General features: G+C 71.8%; 14 protein-coding genes. 7 read left to right on the top strand and 7 right to left on the bottom strand.

Features of this window, described 5'->3' with window-relative positions; all coding sequences use genetic code 11:
• Positions 1 to 181 precede the first annotated feature (181 nt).
• From ACZ4FH_RS35620 to ACZ4FH_RS35600, 5 genes are read right to left on the bottom strand one after another with little or no spacing between them, the layout of a single operon-like run.
• Positions 182 to 1,495 carry a DUF58 domain-containing protein gene (locus ACZ4FH_RS35620; protein ID WP_467310107.1) on the bottom strand — a complete coding sequence of 438 codons (1,314 nt, stop codon included), beginning with the start codon at positions 1,493 to 1,495 and terminating at the stop codon, positions 182 to 184.
• An 11-nt stretch (positions 1,496 to 1,506) separates the two neighbouring features.
• On the bottom strand, positions 1,507 to 2,508 hold the full coding sequence (locus ACZ4FH_RS35615; RefSeq protein ID WP_467310105.1) for an AAA family ATPase: 1,002 nt from the start codon (positions 2,506 to 2,508) through the stop codon (positions 1,507 to 1,509).
• On the bottom strand, positions 2,505 to 3,734 hold the full coding sequence (locus ACZ4FH_RS35610; RefSeq protein WP_467310103.1) for a DUF4350 domain-containing protein: 1,230 nt from the start codon (positions 3,732 to 3,734) through the stop codon (positions 2,505 to 2,507). Before ACZ4FH_RS35610 ends, ACZ4FH_RS35615 begins: the two co-directional genes overlap by 4 nt.
• Positions 3,731 to 4,420 (bottom strand): DUF4129 domain-containing protein, encoded by a 690-nt coding sequence (locus ACZ4FH_RS35605; protein WP_467310101.1) that lies wholly within the window; start codon positions 4,418 to 4,420, stop codon positions 3,731 to 3,733. Before ACZ4FH_RS35605 ends, ACZ4FH_RS35610 begins: the two co-directional genes overlap by 4 nt.
• 4 nt (positions 4,421 to 4,424) lie before the next feature.
• Positions 4,425 to 5,624 carry a DUF7847 domain-containing protein gene (locus ACZ4FH_RS35600; protein WP_467310099.1) on the bottom strand — a complete coding sequence of 400 codons (1,200 nt, stop codon included), beginning with the start codon at positions 5,622 to 5,624 and terminating at the stop codon, positions 4,425 to 4,427.
• A 152-nt stretch (positions 5,625 to 5,776) separates the two neighbouring features.
• Between ACZ4FH_RS35600 and mtnA the strand changes: the two genes are divergently transcribed.
• The 7 genes from mtnA (at position 5,777) to ACZ4FH_RS35565 (ending at position 14,233) form a co-directional block, all read left to right on the top strand.
• Positions 5,777 to 6,922 (top strand): S-methyl-5-thioribose-1-phosphate isomerase, encoded by a 1,146-nt coding sequence (gene mtnA / locus ACZ4FH_RS35595; protein ID WP_467310097.1) that lies wholly within the window; start codon positions 5,777 to 5,779, stop codon positions 6,920 to 6,922.
• Between the two features lie 4 nt (positions 6,923 to 6,926).
• On the top strand, positions 6,927 to 7,616 hold the full coding sequence (gene mtrA, locus ACZ4FH_RS35590; protein ID WP_187740742.1) for a two-component system response regulator MtrA: 690 nt from the start codon (positions 6,927 to 6,929) through the stop codon (positions 7,614 to 7,616).
• A gap of 1 nt (position 7,617) precedes the next feature.
• Positions 7,618 to 9,624, top strand: a complete 2,007-nt coding sequence (mtrB, locus tag ACZ4FH_RS35585; RefSeq protein WP_467310093.1) for an MtrAB system histidine kinase MtrB — start codon at positions 7,618 to 7,620, stop codon at positions 9,622 to 9,624.
• A 34-nt stretch (positions 9,625 to 9,658) separates the two neighbouring features.
• Positions 9,659 to 11,482 carry an LpqB family beta-propeller domain-containing protein gene (locus ACZ4FH_RS35580; protein ID WP_467310111.1) on the top strand — a complete coding sequence of 608 codons (1,824 nt, stop codon included), beginning with the start codon at positions 9,659 to 9,661 and terminating at the stop codon, positions 11,480 to 11,482.
• Between the two features lie 79 nt (positions 11,483 to 11,561).
• Positions 11,562 to 12,284, top strand: a complete 723-nt coding sequence (locus ACZ4FH_RS35575; RefSeq protein ID WP_467310091.1) for a ComF family protein — start codon at positions 11,562 to 11,564, stop codon at positions 12,282 to 12,284.
• 321 nt (positions 12,285 to 12,605) lie between these two features.
• Positions 12,606 to 13,295: a ribosome hibernation-promoting factor, HPF/YfiA family gene (gene hpf / locus ACZ4FH_RS35570; protein WP_383651074.1), complete on the top strand. Its 690-nt coding sequence runs from the start codon at positions 12,606 to 12,608 to the stop codon at positions 13,293 to 13,295.
• A gap of 182 nt (positions 13,296 to 13,477) precedes the next feature.
• Positions 13,478 to 14,233, top strand: a complete 756-nt coding sequence (locus ACZ4FH_RS35565) for a response regulator (protein ID WP_467310088.1) — start codon at positions 13,478 to 13,480, stop codon at positions 14,231 to 14,233.
• 34 nt (positions 14,234 to 14,267) lie between these two features.
• Here ACZ4FH_RS35565 and ACZ4FH_RS35560 read toward each other — a convergent pair whose 3' ends face one another.
• Positions 14,268 to 15,443 carry a winged helix-turn-helix domain-containing protein gene (locus ACZ4FH_RS35560; RefSeq protein ID WP_467310086.1) on the bottom strand — a complete coding sequence of 392 codons (1,176 nt, stop codon included), beginning with the start codon at positions 15,441 to 15,443 and terminating at the stop codon, positions 14,268 to 14,270.
• A gap of 67 nt (positions 15,444 to 15,510) precedes the next feature.
• The gene (locus ACZ4FH_RS35555; protein ID WP_467310084.1) at positions 15,511 to 16,098 is read right to left on the bottom strand and encodes a GNAT family N-acetyltransferase; all 588 of its coding nucleotides are present in this window, start codon (positions 16,096 to 16,098) and stop codon (positions 15,511 to 15,513) included.
• Positions 16,099 to 16,162: the final 64 nt, after the last annotated feature.

Genomic DNA, 16,162 nt, shown 5'->3' with positions numbered 1-16,162 from the left:
CAGGGGGGACCCTGTGGGAGAGTAGGACGCCGCCGAACAATCATTGTGGGAAAGCCCCGTGCCGATGGCACGGGGCTTTTCTGCGTTTCAGGGCCCTTTCGGACCCGGGTCGCATCGGACCAGTTCTTCGCTGGCTGGTGCGACCCGGGTCCTTTTGCGTCTGGGGCCTGGCCTGGCGCGCCTAGAGGCGCCCGGATGCCTTGAGAGACAGATAGGCATCCGCAAGCGCCGGCGCGAGAGCGGCAGGTGTCGCATCGACGACCACTACTCCGTGCCGCTGCAACTGCTCGGCCGTCCGGCGACGCTGATCCTGGGCTCGGGCCCCGGCAGCTGCCTCGTACACCGCGTCCACCGTGCCCCTGGCACCGGCCATCTCCTCGATACGCGGATCGCGTACCGCAGCCACCAGTACGGTGTGGCGCCGAGTGAGACGTGGAAGCACAGGGAGGAGCCCCTCCTCGATGGGCGCCGCGTCCAGGCTGGTCAACAGGACGATCAACGACCTGCGCGGCGCGTGCGCCGAAGCCGCGACGCAGAGACCACGGGCATCCGTCTCCACCAGCTCCGGCTCCAGGGGCGACAGCGCCTCCACCACGGCCGACAAGACGTCGCCCGAGGCTCCGCCGCCCCGGACGTGGGCCCGGACCCGGCGGTCATAGGCGAGAACGTCCACACGGTCGCCCGCACGTGAGGCGAGGGCGGTCAGAAGCAGCGTCGCATCCATGGACGCGTCGAGACGGGGCACGTCGCCGACCCGGCCGGCCGACGTACGGCCGGTGTCCAGGACCACCAGGATGTGACGGTCGCGTTCCGGACGCCACGTCCTCACCGCCACCGCCGACTGACGGGCCGTGGCCCGCCAGTCGATCGACCTGGTGTCGTCGCCCGGCACATAGGGGCGCAGGCTGTCGAACTCCGTGCCCTCACCCCGGGTGAGGACGCTCGTGCGCCCGTCGAGTTCGCGCAGACGGGCGAGTCGGGACGGCAGGTGCTTGCGGCTGGAGAACGCGGGGAGCACGCGCACAGTCCATGGGACCCGATGGTTCCCCTGGCGCGCGGCAAGGCCCAGCGGGCCGTAGGACCGGACGGTGACCTGCTCCGCGCGGCGGTCACCGCGGCGCGTGGGACGCAGGAGCGAGGTGACGCGGCGACGTTCGCCGGCCGGGACGTCGAGCGTGTGGCGGGACGCGTCATGGGCCGTGCCGGGCAGCCAGCTGCTGGGCGGCCAGGCGTCCCGCAGGTGTGCGCGGAGCCGGCGGCGGGAAGGATTGACTACGGTGAGTTGCACCTCGGCCGCTTCGCCGAGTCGAACGGTTGTATCACCGGATCGGGTGAACTGCAGCGGTCGCACTGGCGCTGCCAGGGCATAGTCGCACAGAATTGCTAGCGAGAGCGGGGCATTGACCGCGAGCAGGCCCGTCCAGCTCGGGGCCAGGATGCCTACAGGGAGTGACCCCAGGGCGGCCAGTAGGGCGGAGCGTCCGGTGAGGGCCACGGTTCACCGCCTCAACGGGGTACGGGGACATGAGCGAGGACAGCGGTGATGACGGAGTCCGGGGTGACTCCCTCCATCTCCGCCTCCGGTCGCAATTGGATGCGGTGCCGAAGCGTGGGGAGAGCGAGCGCCTTCACGTCGTCGGGGGTGACGTAGTCGCGACCGGTCAGCCAGGCCCACGCGCGGGCCGTGGACAGCAGAGCGGTAGCACCTCGGGGTGAGACGCCGAGGGTGAGCGAGGGGGATTCACGCGTGGCACGACAGATATCGACGACATAGCCGGCGATCTCCGGCGAGACCGAGGTCCTGGCGACGGCCGCTCGTGCGGCTTCCAGATCGGCGGGTCCGGCGACGGGGCGTATGCCCGCCGCGTCCAGGTCGCGGGGATTGAAGCCCTGGGCATGACGGGTCAGGACGCTGATCTCGTCGTCGCGGGAGGGCAGCGGCACCGTCAGCTTGAGCAGGAAACGGTCCAGTTGGGCCTCGGGCAGGGGGTAGGTGCCCTCGTACTCGACGGGGTTCTGTGTGGCGGCGACGAGGAAGGGGTCCGGCAGGGGGCGGGAGACCCCGTCGACCGTGATCTGTCGTTCCTCCATCGCCTCAAGCAGCGAGGACTGGGTCTTGGGGGGCGTCCGGTTGATCTCGTCGGCCAGCAGCAGATGGGTGAACACCGGGCCGGGCTGGAAGGAGAACTCCGCCGTGCGGGCGTCGTAGACGAGCGAGCCGGTGACGTCGCTCGGCATCAGATCGGGGGTGAACTGGACGCGCTTGGTGTCGAGTTCCAGTGACGCCGCGAGCGCGCGCACCAGGAGTGTCTTGGCCACCCCGGGGACACCTTCGAGCAGTACGTGGCCGCGGCAGAGGAGGGCGACGACGAGTCCGGTGACCGCCGGGTCCTGGCCGACCACGGCCTTGGCGATCTCGGAGCGCAGCGCCTCCAGGGAGGCGCGGGCCGCGGCATCGTCGGCGACGGTGCCGGTGGCCTGGGCGGGAGTGGGGAGCGGGGCGCTCATGAGGTACGGACCTCTCTTTCGAGGGTGTCGAGTCGATCAGCCAGAAGCACGAGGGCCGCGTCGTCGGTGGGGGCCTGACCGAACAGCAGCGCGTGGAGATCGCTGTCGGAGGGGCCGAGGCGTACGGAAACGGCCGGAAGGAGTTCCGCGGGGGAGTGGGCGTCGCGGAGGGGGACGCCGACGAGAGGGGCCAGCCGTGTGCGGGTGGCCCGGCGCAAGGACGCGGCCGCACGGTCCCGGGCGTTGGCCTTGCGCTGGAGACGGGCGCGTCCCTCGGTGGACTCGGAGGCCCGGATGGCGACGGGCAGCCGTTCCACGATCACCGGGCCCAGACGCCGGGCCCGCCAGATCGCGGCCAGCACGGCGGCGAGGGCGAGTTGGAGGGTGCCCCAGAGCCAGCCCGACGGAATGAGATCGACGAAGCCGCTCTCGCCTTCCGTCCCGTCGCTGTCCGCGCCGTTGCCATCTCCTTCGCCGCCGTTTCCGGCGGAGGGGTCGCTGAGTGAAGGGATGTACCAGACGAGATGTGGTCGGGAGCCGAGAAGTTGGAGAGCAAGGGAGGCGTTGCCCTCGTGGTCGAGACGTTCGTTGTACAGCAGGTCGGGGGCGCCCAGCAGAACGGTGTCGCCCGCTTCCCTCTCGCGGAGGACGAGCAGGGAGGACGTCGTGTCCACCGGGTAGCACGCGAGGAAGTCCGGGCCGTCGGCCGTGTAGCGGAAGTCGCCTGTTTCCGCCGGGCCCGCTCGAAGGGCGGCGGGCAGCGAACACTCCGGAGGTCGGGGGATGACCTGGGCGGGGGAGCCGACACGGACCCCGGGGGCCAGCTCGCTCGCCGCGGCGGGGCCGGGGGCCAGGAGCACGGTGCGGCCCCCCGCGCCGGCGGTCGCCCCGTGGAGCGTGTGCCGCTGGTTCGGTGTCAGCAGGTTGGGGGCGCTGACGAGCAGCGTGGTGTCGGGACCCGCCGGGGTCATGGCGGCTTCGAGGGTGGTGACCACGCTGACGGACACGCCACGGTCCTTGAGGAGTTCGGCCACGGCCCGGCTGCCGTAGCGGTCGGCGGAGCGGGGGTCGAGCCGGCCGTGCTGCTCGCCGGAACGGGTGGCGGCCAGAGCCGTGGCTGCGACGAGGAGGACCACGAGGGCCAGCAGCACCCCACGGGCGCGGGTCCAGACCTGGCGCGCGGTGGGCGAGGCGGAGGTGGAGGGAGCGGTGGTGGCCGTGCTCATCCGGCGGCTCCCGGGTGCGCGCCGGCCAGGTCCGGAGTGGTGGATTCGAGGTCGAGGTCAAGGGTCCGGAGGGCGAGGTACGCCTGCCGGCCGGCGAAGCGACCGCCGTATGTGACGTCGTCGAACTCCCGCGCGGCGGAACGGAGTCGGGGGGCGTGGCCGGGCAGGACGCGGCCGGCCTCCGCGGCGGCCTCGTCGGCGGTGCGCCCGGGGCGCGGGTCAAGGAGGGCGCGTTCCTCCAGAGAGCGGACGATCGCCCGCATCCGCTCCTGGACGGCCTGGTTCCAGCGGCCTGCGGCGGCGTGCGCGTCGGCGGCGGTGCGGTGTTCCGAGGCGCTGCGGGGGCCGCTCTCGAAGAGGGCGTCCCGTGGCGTCGGGATGCGCCGTGGTGAACCGAGGCGCCATACGAGCGCGGCGACGAGGGCGATGACGATCAGCACGAGGACGACCAGTCCGACGGGGCCGCCCGGGGCGGCGCCGGAGGCGGCGGAGAGGAGGTCGCCGATCCAGGTCCACAGGTGGTCCATCGCTCGTTGGAGCAGGTTCGGATCGTTCTCGTGGTACTTCGGATCGGACAGTTCGCGCTGTGCCGCCTCGCGTGCGGGTACCCGTGGAGTGTCCACGGGTACGTCACCGCCCGCCCGGATGATCAGCCGTGCCGCTGTAGTACCTCCCGCCCCCGACACGGTGTCAGCTCCTGTCGTCGTAGCCCGGCAGCCCGGCTGCCCGTGCGAGTTCGAGGTCCAGGGCCTCGCGGCGGATGCGCTGATCCACGTAGAGGAGGGCCACGACGCCTGCGGACAGCGGGTAGGTGATCGTGGAGATGACCACGTCGCCGATGGCCGAGACGATCAGGAAGGGCCAGCCGAATTCGGTGGTCTCGCCCGTGGCGAAGGCGCTCAGACCGCCTCCGTCGACGCTTGCGGCGATCAGCCCGAACGGGATGCCGATGACCAGCGTCACGACGAAGGTCAGCAGGACGGTGAGCGCCAGGATGCCGAAGACGCGCCACCAGGCGCCGCGCACGAGCTTGGCGGAGCGTCGCATCGAGGCGGCGATCGACTGCCGTTCCAGCATCAGGGCGGGGGAGGCAAGGGAGAGGCGGACCATCAGCCAGAGAAAGACCACGATCGCGGCCAGCAGCCCGAGGAAGGCGAGCCCGACACCAGCCGTGTCGCCCAGCAGGAAGCCCGGCAGGATGCCCACGGTCATGATCGCGCCCGCGATGAGGGCCAGGAGGACCGTCAGACCCAGCAGCGGGAGCAGCCGGGACCGGGCCTCGGCCCAGGCGTCGCCGAGCGTGACGGGCCGGCCGAGTACCGAGCGGCTGATCACCACGGTCAGCACGGCGGTCGTGAAGATCGTGGCGAGCATGCCGATGAGCATCGGAGGCGTGGCGTTCAGGAGGCTGGAGCGGAAGGCTTCGGTCGCCTGCCGCAGGGCTTCCGAGCCGGTCGCGTTCCGGTCGATCGCCGGGGGGTCCGGCAGGAGATAGCGCTGGATGAGCAGATTGGCGGTCTGGGCGACCACCGACACGGCGAGCGTGATGCCGAGGACGGTGCGCCAGTGGGCCCGCATGGCGGACACGGCGCCGTCCAGGATCTCGCCGACGCCCAGGGGGCGCAGGGGGATGACACCGGGCTTGGCCGCGGCCGGCGGGTAGTGCCGGCCGGGGCCCTGAGGGGGGACACCCCAGCCGGGGGGAGGAGTCGGGACGCCGGGTCCGGGCGTGGAAGCGCTCGGCGGGGACCACTGCCCGGCCGGCGGCTGCGCGGAGGACCAGTTCCCCGCGGGGGAGCCGTCGGCGGGACCGGAGGGGCGGGGGACGCCCGGCTCCTGGTCGTCGGAGGGGGCGGATCCGGGCGAGGCCCAGCCCGGAGTGTCGTTCATTGCTCGCTCCTTCACGGTCCTGTCCGCGTATCGGGGCGTCAGGTTGGCAGCCATCGTGCCACGCGTCACTCCGGTGCGGGCCGGGCCCCGGATCTCCCTGGTATCTCGGCGGTTTCTTCCTGTGCGAGTGACGGGCGGGGCAGACTGGGCGGATGGCTGATCAGGATGCGCAAACGCCGGTGGGCAGCGAGCCCGCCGCCCTTCCCGTACTCCGCTGGGACGAGCCGCCGGAAGGGCCCGTGCTGGTGCTCCTCGACCAGACCCGGCTGCCGGCCGAGGAGGCCGAACTGGCGTGTACCGATGTTCCGGCGCTGGTGGAGGCCATCCGGACGCTCGCGGTGCGGGGGGCGCCCCTGCTGGGCATCGCGGGGGCCTACGGAGTGGCTCTCGCCGCCGTGCGGGGGTACGACGTCGCCGAGGCCGCGGAGCTGCTGGAGCAGGCGCGGCCCACCGCGGTGAACCTCGGGTACGGCGTCAGCCGGGCCGCCGGGGCGTACTGGGCGGCCGTGGAGAAGGGCGCCGGTCCCGAGCAGGCCGCCGGGGCCGCTCTGGCGGAGGCCAGGGCGCTGCACCGGGAGGACGCCGAGGCCAGCGGGCGCATGGCGGAGTACGGGCTGGCCCTGCTCGACGAGCTGCTGCCGGGCGGAAGTCACCGGCTTCTCACGCACTGCAATACCGGGGCGCTGGTCTCGGGCGGTGAGGGCACGGCCTTCGCGGTGGCACTCGGAGCGCACCGGGCGAGCCGGCTCAGGTGCCTGTGGGTGGACGAGACCCGTCCGCTGCTGCAGGGCGCCCGGCTGACCGCGTACGAGGCGGCGCGCAACGGCATGCCGTACAGCCTGCTCACGGACAACGCGGCGGGGTCGCTGTTCGCCGCGGGGGAGGTGGACGCGGTGCTCATCGGGGCGGACCGCATCGCCGCGGACGGGTCGGTGGCCAACAAGGTGGGGAGCTATCCGCTGGCGGTGCTGGCGAAGTACCACCATGTGCCGTTCATCGTGGTGGCGCCGACCACGACCGTGGATCTGCGGACTGCGGACGGTGCGGCGATCACGGTCGAGCAGCGCGCCGCGAGTGAAGTGACGGAGGTCACATTCCCGCAGGGGGCGGCCGGAGGGCGTGGGGGTGGGCCGGTGCCCGTGGCACCGGTGGGAACCCCGGCGTACAACCCCGCGTTCGACATCACACCGCCGGAACTCGTCACGGCGATCGTCACGGAAGAGGGCGTAATCTCCCCGGTCACGGGGGTCGGGCTGGCAGAGCTGTGTGCCAGATCATCGCAGGTAACGATTAGCTAATGGGATGATGTCGATTATGAAGGGACGCGTCCTTGTCGTCGACGACGACACCGCACTGGCCGAGATGCTCGGGATTGTGCTGCGTGGTGAGGGTTTCGAGCCGTCGTTCGTAGCGGACGGCGACAAGGCACTTGCTGCATTTCGTGAAGCGAAGCCGGACCTGGTCCTGCTCGACCTCATGCTGCCCGGACGGGACGGCATCGAGGTCTGCAGGCTCATCAGGGCCGAATCCGGCGTGCCGATCGTCATGCTCACTGCCAAGAGCGACACGGTTGACGTGGTGGTGGGCCTGGAGTCCGGGGCCGACGACTACATCGTCAAGCCGTTCAAACCGAAGGAGCTGGTGGCCCGGATCAGGGCACGTCTGCGCAGGTCCGAGGAGCCGGCACCGGAGCAGCTCACCATCGGTGACCTGGTCATAGACGTGGCCGGTCACTCGGTGAAGAGGGACGGGCAGTCCATCGCCCTGACCCCGCTGGAGTTCGACCTGCTGGTCGCGCTCGCCCGGAAGCCGTGGCAGGTCTTCACCCGTGAGGTGCTCCTGGAGCAGGTCTGGGGCTACCGCCACGCCGCCGACACCCGGTTGGTGAACGTGCACGTGCAGCGGCTCCGCTCCAAGGTCGAGAAGGACCCGGAGCGGCCGGAGATCGTGGTGACCGTCCGCGGTGTCGGTTACAAGGCCGGACCGAGCTGATATGACCCTGGGCAGCGCTGCTCCGAAGCCCGGGGAGCCGGGAGTCCGTACGGAGCGGGCTGCCGGTTCGGGGCACACGTCGTCTCCGTTGGGGCGCTTCCTGCAGGGCGGCCGGTTGTTCCAGGACCGGGCGCCCGGCGGGCCGCTGCCCAGGCTCCTGATGCGCTGGGTGCGGCGTCCGCTGCTGCCCGCGGTCCGGCTGTGGCGGCGCAACCTCCAGCTGCGGGTCGTCGCCGGCACGCTGCTGATGTCGCTCGGAGTGGTGCTGCTGCTCGGTCTCGTCGTGATCGGGCAGGTGCGCAACGGTCTGCTGGACGCCAAGAGCAAGGCCGCCCAGACCCAGGCCGCGGGTGGTTTCTCCGCCGCCCAGGAGAAGGCCAACGCGCCCCTCAACGTCAACGGCCAGAACAACGAGGGAACCGACGGGGCGACGACCAACAACTCCTGGCGGACCGAGCTGGTCGACCAGCTCGCCAGTGGCGGGAAGAACGCGTTCAACGTGGTGGCGCTCAGCGCGGACGAGGGGTCCCGTGCGCCGCGCGGTTCCGGCAGCGTCGAGGCGGCGAGCATTCCGCAGAAGCTGCGCGACTCGGTGAACAAGGGCTCGGGGGCGTACCAGACGTACTCCCGGATCAAGTACTCCAACGGCCACGAGTCGCAGCCCGGCCTCGTCGTGGGCAAGCGGCTCTACGACGTCGAGCGCAATCCGTACCAGCTGTACTACGTCTTCCCGCTGACGCAGGAGGAGAAGTCGCTGAACCTGGTCAAGGGCACGCTGGCGACCGCGGGACTGTTCGTGGTCGTGCTGCTCGGGGCCATCGCGTGGTTCGTGGTGCGCCAGGTCGTCACGCCCGTGCGGATGGCGGCGGGCATCGCCGAACGGCTGTCGGCCGGGCGGCTCCAGGAACGGATGAAGGTCACCGGTGAGGACGACATCGCCCGGCTCGGCGAGGCCTTCAACAAGATGGCGCAGAACCTCCAGCTGAAGATCCAGCAGCTGGAGGAGCTGTCCCGGATGCAGCGGCGGTTCGTCTCGGACGTCTCGCACGAGCTGCGGACCCCGCTGACGACCGTACGGATGGCCGCCGACGTCATCCATGAGGCACGGGTCGACTTCGACCCGGTCACCGCGCGCTCCGCGGAGCTGCTCGGCGACCAGCTCGACCGTTTCGAGTCGCTGCTCTCCGATCTGCTGGAGATCAGCCGGTTCGACGCGGGAGCCGCGGCGCTGGAGGCCGAGCCGATAGACCTCCGCCAGGTCGTGCGGCGGGTGATCGGTGGTGCCGAGCCGCTGGCCGAGCGCAAGGGGACCCGGATCAGGGTCGTCGGCGACGAGCAGCCGGTGATCGCGGAGGCCGATGCGCGCCGTGTGGAGCGGGTGCTGCGCAATCTGGTCGTCAACGCCGTCGAGCACGGTGAGGGCCGTGACGTCGTGGTGCGGATGGGGGCGGCCGGAGGCGCGGTCGCCGTGGCCGTCCGGGACTACGGCGTGGGGCTGAAGCCCGGCGAGGCGACACGGGTCTTCAACCGCTTCTGGCGGGCCGACCCGGCCCGCGCCCGGACCACCGGCGGCACCGGACTCGGTCTGTCCATCGCCGTCGAGGACGCGCGTCTGCACGGCGGCTGGCTGCAGGCCTGGGGCGAGCCGGGCGGCGGCTCTCAGTTCCGGCTGACGCTGCCGCGTACGGCGGACGAACCGCTCCGCGGTTCGCCGATACCGCTGGAGCCCGAGGACTCGCGGAACAACCGGGAGAACCGGGAGCGGTCGGGGAGCACACCCGCCCGGGGCGGCGAGCACCGGCTGATGACGGTTCCGACGCAGCCGCCCGGCACCGACCGGTCCGCGCTGCCCGTCTCCGCCCGGACCGCACCGGCCTCGGTGCACCCGGCGGCACTGCCGGGCAGCGGCGCCCGGGTGGTGCCGCGCTCCGCCGAGGAGCGCCCGGCCCGCCACAACGACTCTCCCCGGCAGGACCGGGGGCGGGAGGACACGACTCGTGGGCACTGACCGCCGCCGTGACGGCCGCGGACACGCGGCGGGCATGACCGTGCTGCTCGGCTGCGGCGGGATGCTGTTGCTGACCGCCTGCGGCTCCATGCCCGTCACCGGGGACGTGAAGGCGGTGGACGCCTCGCAGCCCGGTGACTCGCAGGTCCAGGTGTACGCCGTGGCGCCGCGTGACGGTGCCACGCCCAACGAGGTGGTCGACGGTTTCCTGGAGTCGATGACCAGTGACGACTCGGACTTCCGTACGACGCGCCAGTACCTGACCAAGGAGGCGTCGAGCCGGTGGAAGCCGGGCGCGCTGACCACGGTGCTGGCCAAGGCCCCGAACCGGAGCGACCGCCCGATCCACGAGGGCGACCGCCGCACCGACGAGGTGACCTACACGCTGACCGGCGAGAAGGTGGCCACGGTCGACGACCAGAACGCCTACCAGCCGCTCGCGCCGACGGAGTTCTCCCGCACGCTGCACCTGGTGCGGGAGAACGGCCCGGACGGCAAGGAGTGGCGCATCGACTTCGTGCCGGACGGACTGATACTCGGCCAGTCCGACTTCAAGCGGCTCTACCGCTCGGTCAACAAGTTCTACTTCGCCACGGGGCGCAGCGACGCCAAGTCCACGCTGGTCGCCGACCCGGTCTATCTGCGCAACCGGACCGACCCCGCCACCGGCACCGACACCGTGACCCAGGCGGTCCGCAGCCTGCTCAGCGGGCCGACGGAGTGGCTGAGCCCCGTGGTCGAATCGCGCTTCCCCGCCGGTACGGCGCTGCGCAAGGGGGTCACCTCGCTCACCCCCGACGACCGCAACGTGCTCAAGGTGCCGCTCAACAAGAAGGCGGACGGGGTCGGGCAGAGCTCCTGCCGGATGATGGCCTCGCAGGTCCTCTTCACGCTGCGGGACCTGACCTCGGCGCGGGTCGAGCAGGTGGAACTGCAGCGTTCCGACAGTTCGTCCCTGTGCGTGCTCGACGCCGACCAGGCGGAGGAGTACGCCCCGGCCGGTTCCTCGGGCGGGCCGGAGAGCCAGTACTTCGTCGACGGCAAGGGCCATGTCCAGCGCATTCCGGGCAGCACCCGGGGCAGCGGCACCCCGGAGCCCGTCACCGGCCCCTTCGGCAGCGGTTCGCTGCGGGTGAGCGCGGTCGGTGTGGCCCGGGACGAACAGACCGCGGCGGCCGTCTCGCAGCACGGGGACGCGCTCTACGTCTCCTCCCTCGCCGTGGACGGCGATCTGCCCCTCCCGTCGGTCACCAGCAAGGCCCCCCGCGTCAAGGACCGGCTGACGGCCCCGAGCTGGGACGGTCGTGGCGATCTCTGGGTCGCCGACCGGGACCCGGGGAACGCGCGGCTGCTGCGACTGGCCGGCGGCAAGGGCAAACCCGAGGAAGTCACCGTGCCCAGCCTCGGCGGCAGCCGGATCACGGCCCTGCGGCTGTCCTCGGACGGAGTGCGCATCGCCCTGCTGCTGACGCGCGACGACCGTACGACGCTGCACATCGGCCGGATCGAGCGCACCGGCCCGGAGGACGGCGGACAGGTCTCCGTGGTCGATCTGCGCCAGGCCGCGCCCCAGCTCGCGGACGTGACCGCGATGTCGTGGTCCGGCGGCAGCCGGCTCGTGGTGGTCGGCAAGGAGGAGGGCGGGGTCCAGCAGGTCCGCTATGTGCAGGCCGACGGTTCGACGCCGACCTCGGGCGTGCTGCCCGGCGTCAACCAGGTGCGGGCCATCGCCGCGGCCGACGACGAGCAGCTTCCGCTGATGGCGGACACGGTCGGCGACGGCATAGTGAAGCTGATGCCCGGCGAGAACTGGCAGACGGGCCTCAAGGACGGCTCCGCGCTGGTCTACCCGGGCTGACCACCGGCGGCGGACACGGCCTCGGCCGGCGTTGTCCACAGGGGTGGCCGCCCTGCCCCCGCGGGGGCAGCATGGAGTCATGCGCGGGTGGTGGCGGGAGATCGCCGGACTGGTCCTGCCGGTGGTCTGCGGGGGCTGCGGCACGCCGCGGACGGAGCTGTGCGAGAGATGCGGCGCGCAGCTGTACGGCGGGGCGCCGCGCCGGGTGAGACCCGATCCCGAGCCGGCCGGGCTGCCCGTGGTCCACGCCGCGGCGGCGTACGAGAACGCGGTGCGCGCGGTGCTGCTGGCCCACAAGGAGCGCGGTGCGCTCGGTCTGGCCGGGGCCGCGGGCAGGGCGCTGGCGGGTGCGGTGCGGGCCGGCGCGGGGAAGGAGCCGGACGCGCGGCCACTGCTGCTCGTGCCCGTTCCCTCCGCCCGTCGTGCCGTCGCCGCGCGCGGGCACGACCCCGCCCGGCGGATCGCGTGGGTGGCCGCCGCCGAGCTGCGCCGGGCCGGGATCCCCGCCCGGGTGGCCGGGGTGCTGCGGCAGCGGCGGCCGGTGGCCGACCAGTCGGGGCTCGGGGCCCGGGAGCGGCTGGCCAATCTGACCGGTGCGCTGGGCGTCGTGCCCGGTGGCGCGCGGCTGCTCGCCGCCGGGCGGGTGGTGCTGGTGGACGATCTGCTGACCACCGGGGCCTCGCTGACCGAGGCGGCAGGGGCGCTGGGACGGGCGGGGGTCCGGGACGCCTCCGGGGTCCGCCACGCGGCGGTCGTGGCCGCTTCTCCCTCCGCCTTCGAAATAAACCGGAACTGGAACTGAACTTGCATCGTTGCAGGTGATGAGAGGGTAAAAAGACCTGAACGGAGGTACGTGCGAGTAGCGGGTGCCGACATCCCGCCGAGCAGGCTATGTTCGGTTGTGAGGAATGGTGAATGCCAGACCTCGGCGAATGCACCACCAGGTTTCGGGCAGGCGACCCACCGGTGGACCGAAACCGGAAATTCGGTGGGATGGAGACCTCCCCGATGGGGGAGGAGGAGGTGGAAGTCACCGAGTCCGCGGCTCCGGACATCACCGGGGCCTGGTGCAAAAGGGAGATGCTCCGCCAGGGAGCGGAGCGATCCGGGAACGGAGTTCTGCGTGGACATCGTCGTCAAGGGCCGCAAGACCGAGGTGCCCGAGCGGTTCCGCAAGCACGTGGCCGAGAAGCTGAAGCTGGACAAGATCCAGAAGTTCGACGGCAAGGTGATCAGCCTCGACGTGGAGGTGTCCAAGGAGCCGAATCCTCGTCAGGCGGACCGTTCCGACCGGGTGGAGATCACGCTCCGCTCGCGTGGACCGGTCATCAGGGCGGAAGCGGCCGCAGGCGACCCGTACGCAGCGCTGGACCTGGCCACGGGCAAGCTGGAGGCGCGGCTGCGCAAGCAGCACGACAAGCGCTACAGCCGCCGGGGATCGGGTCGTACGCCCGCTGCGGAGGTCGGCGAAACGGTGCCGGACGCGGCGTCGTTCAACGGTGACGGCGAGCTGGTCGCCGACGAGGGCGACCGGCCCGTACCCACCACCAGGATCGGTTCGCTCGAAGTGCAGGGCGAAGGACCGCTGGTGATGCGAGAGAAGACGCATGTGGCGGCGCCCATGTCACTGGACCAGGCGCTCTACGAGATGGAGCTGGTCGGTCACGACTTCTATCTGTTCGTCGATTCCGAATCGAAGGAACCGAGTGTCGTCTACCGGCGACACGCCTACGACTACGGTGTCATCCACCTGAGGACCGACCCGCTGGCCGCCGACGAGGCGGGCGGCGCCGGCGGTGCGCTGGGCGGCTGACGCCCTCACCTCGTGGTGCCCCTGGAGCGCCCTGTGCGCCCCCAGGGGCACCCCCGTGCGACCACGGGATCACCGCATCGCCGTCCGGGCATGAAATCATGGCGGCCCAAGCCAATCGGTGCGCTGTGAACTGCCGTTGGCGGACCGTCCGAATCAGGCCGTGGCCTTCAGGGGGAAGAACGATGGCGGACACCTTCGGGCCCGTACGCGACGCGCACGATGCCGATGAGATGCGGCGCTCCCGTGCCGCCGCGGACGACGACGGAGGCTCCCGCAAGGAGCCGATCCGGGTCCTGGTGGTCGACGACCACGCCCTGTTCCGCCGGGGGCTGGAGATCGTCCTCGCGCAGGAGGAGGACATCCAGGTGGTCGGCGAGGCGGGCGACGGGGCCGAAGCGGTCGACAAGGCGGCCGATCTGCTGCCCGACATCGTTCTGATGGACGTCCGGATGCCCAAGCGCGGCGGTATCGAGGCGTGCACCTCCATCAAGGAGGTGGCCCCCAGCGCGAAGATCATCATGCTGACGATCAGCGACGAGGAGGCGGACCTCTACGACGCGATCAAGGCCGGTGCCACCGGATATCTGCTCAAGGAGATCTCCACGGACGAGGTCGCCACCGCGATTCGCGCGGTGGCCGACGGGCAGTCCCAGATCAGTCCGTCCATGGCGTCCAAACTGCTCACCGAGTTCAAGTCGATGATCCAGCGGACCGACGAGCGGCGCCTCGTTCCGGCGCCCCGGCTCACCGAGCGCGAGCTGGAGGTCCTGAAACTCGTCGCCACGGGCATGAACAATCGCGATATCGCGAAAGAGCTGTTCATTTCCGAGAACACCGTGAAGAACCACGTCCGCAACATTCTGGAGAAGCTCCAGCTGCACTCCCGCATGGAAGCGGTGGTCTATGCCATGCGGGAGAAGATCCTGGAGATCCGGTGAACCGGCCGTAGCGCCCCTTCCGCGGAGGGAGTGCTCAGGCCGGCACGCGGCCGAGCTCCTTGGCGAGTGCCGTGCGCAGCTCCGGTGCGTCGACCCGCTCCAGCCGCACGTCCGTGCACCCCACCCACGTGGCGGCCTCCGCCAGCGCCCGCGCCATCGGCTCGACCGCCTTCGCGTCCGCGAGCGACACCTGCCGGGCGACCAGCGTCGTGCCCTCCCGCGCCGGGTCGACCCGCCCCCGGAGCCGGCCTCCCGCCAGCAGCGGCATCGCGAAGTAGCCGTGGATCCGCTTGGGCTTGGGAACGTACGCCTCCAGGCGGTGCGTGAAGCCGAAGATCCGCTCGGTCCGCGCCCGCTCCCACACCAGTGAGTCGAACGGCGAGAGCAGCGTCGTACGGTGACGCCCCCGGGGCTCCGAGGCCAGGGCCGCGGGATCGGCCCAGGCCGGCTTGGACCAGCCCCGCACCGTCACCGGAACCAGCCCCGAGTCCGCCACCACCGCGTCGAACTGCTCGCCCTTGAGGCGGTGGTAGTCCGCGATGTCCGCCCGGGTGCCGACGCCCAGCGACTGCCCGGCCAGCGCCACGAGCCGGCGCAGGCACTCCGCGTCGTCCAGATCGTCGTGCAGCACGGCGTCCGGCAGGGCGCGCTCGGCCAGGTCGTAGACCCGCTTCCAGCCGCGCCGCTCGGTGCAGACCACCTCGCCGTACATCAGGGCGCGCTCGACGGCCACCTTCGAGGCCGACCAGTCCCACCACTCCCCGCCGTTCTTCGCGCCGCCCAGCTCCGTCGCCGTCAGGGGGCCCTCGGCGCGCAGCTGGTCGATGACCCTCGCGTACGCCCCGTCGGGAAGGTCGTGGTGCCACTGCGGGCGGGAGCGGTAGGCGCGGCGGCGGAACGCGAAGTGGGGCCACTCCTCGACCGGGAGGATGCAGGCCGCGTGCGACCAGTACTCGAAGGCGCGGCCGCCCGACCAGTACGCCTCCTCGACGGGGCGGCGGCCGACCGCGCCCAGGCGCGCGTACGGGATCAGCTCGTGCGAGCGGGCGAGGACGGAGATCGTGTCGAGCTGCACCGCGCCCAGATGCCGCAGCACGCCGGGCACCCCGGAGCGGCGGTCCGGGGCACCCAGGAATCCCTGGGCCCGCAGCGCGATCCTGCGGGCCTGGTCGGCGGAGAGTTCGACGGCGGGGGACTGCACAGGCGTCATGACCCGAACCCTAGAGGGCGGCACCGACAGTCGGGCCGGGAAGGCGGTTCACCGTCGCGGCACTCCCTCACCGGGGACCGGCGGCACCGTCCGGGACGTACGCGAGGGCCGACGGCAGACCGAGGTCGGACGGGAGCAGCGAGCCCAGCCGGCCGTCGCGCCGCACCCCCTTGTTGACCAGGGCGGAGCGCTGGTCGCCCTCCATGCGGAAGCCCGCGCGCAGCGCGACGGCCCGCGACGGCTCGTTGCCCACTTCGGCCCGCCACTCCAGGCGGTCGCAGCCCAGCGCGGTGAAGGCCCAGCGGGCGACGGCGAGCACCGCCTCCGTCGTGTAGCCGCGGCGTCTGTGCTCACGGGTCGTCCAGTAGCCCACCTCGAACGTTCCCGGGTCCGGGCGGCGGCTCACGCCCACCGCTCCGGCCAGCCCGCCGCCCTCGTGCGGGACCACGGCGAAGTTGTAGGCGGTGTCGTCGCGCCAGCCGTCCGGCACCAGGCGGCGGGTGAAGGTGTCGGCGTCGTCGCGGGCGTACGGCGAGGGGACGACCGTCCAGCGCTGGACGGCGGGGTCCTGACAGGCCTCGTACACCGCGTCCGCGTCCTCGGGGGCGAAGGGGCGAAGCAGCAGGCGTTCGGTGGTGAGAGTGATCGGCTCCATGGACGGATTCTGGTGAGGCGGGCGCCGCGGGGCGAGTACTTTTCGTGCTTCCCGGCACCTTCGG

The organism is Streptomyces sp. NPDC024555 (genome assembly GCF_055559335.1).
Note: the sequence above shows the minus strand (reverse complement) of the source record. Positions and strands in the feature narration are given on the sequence as shown.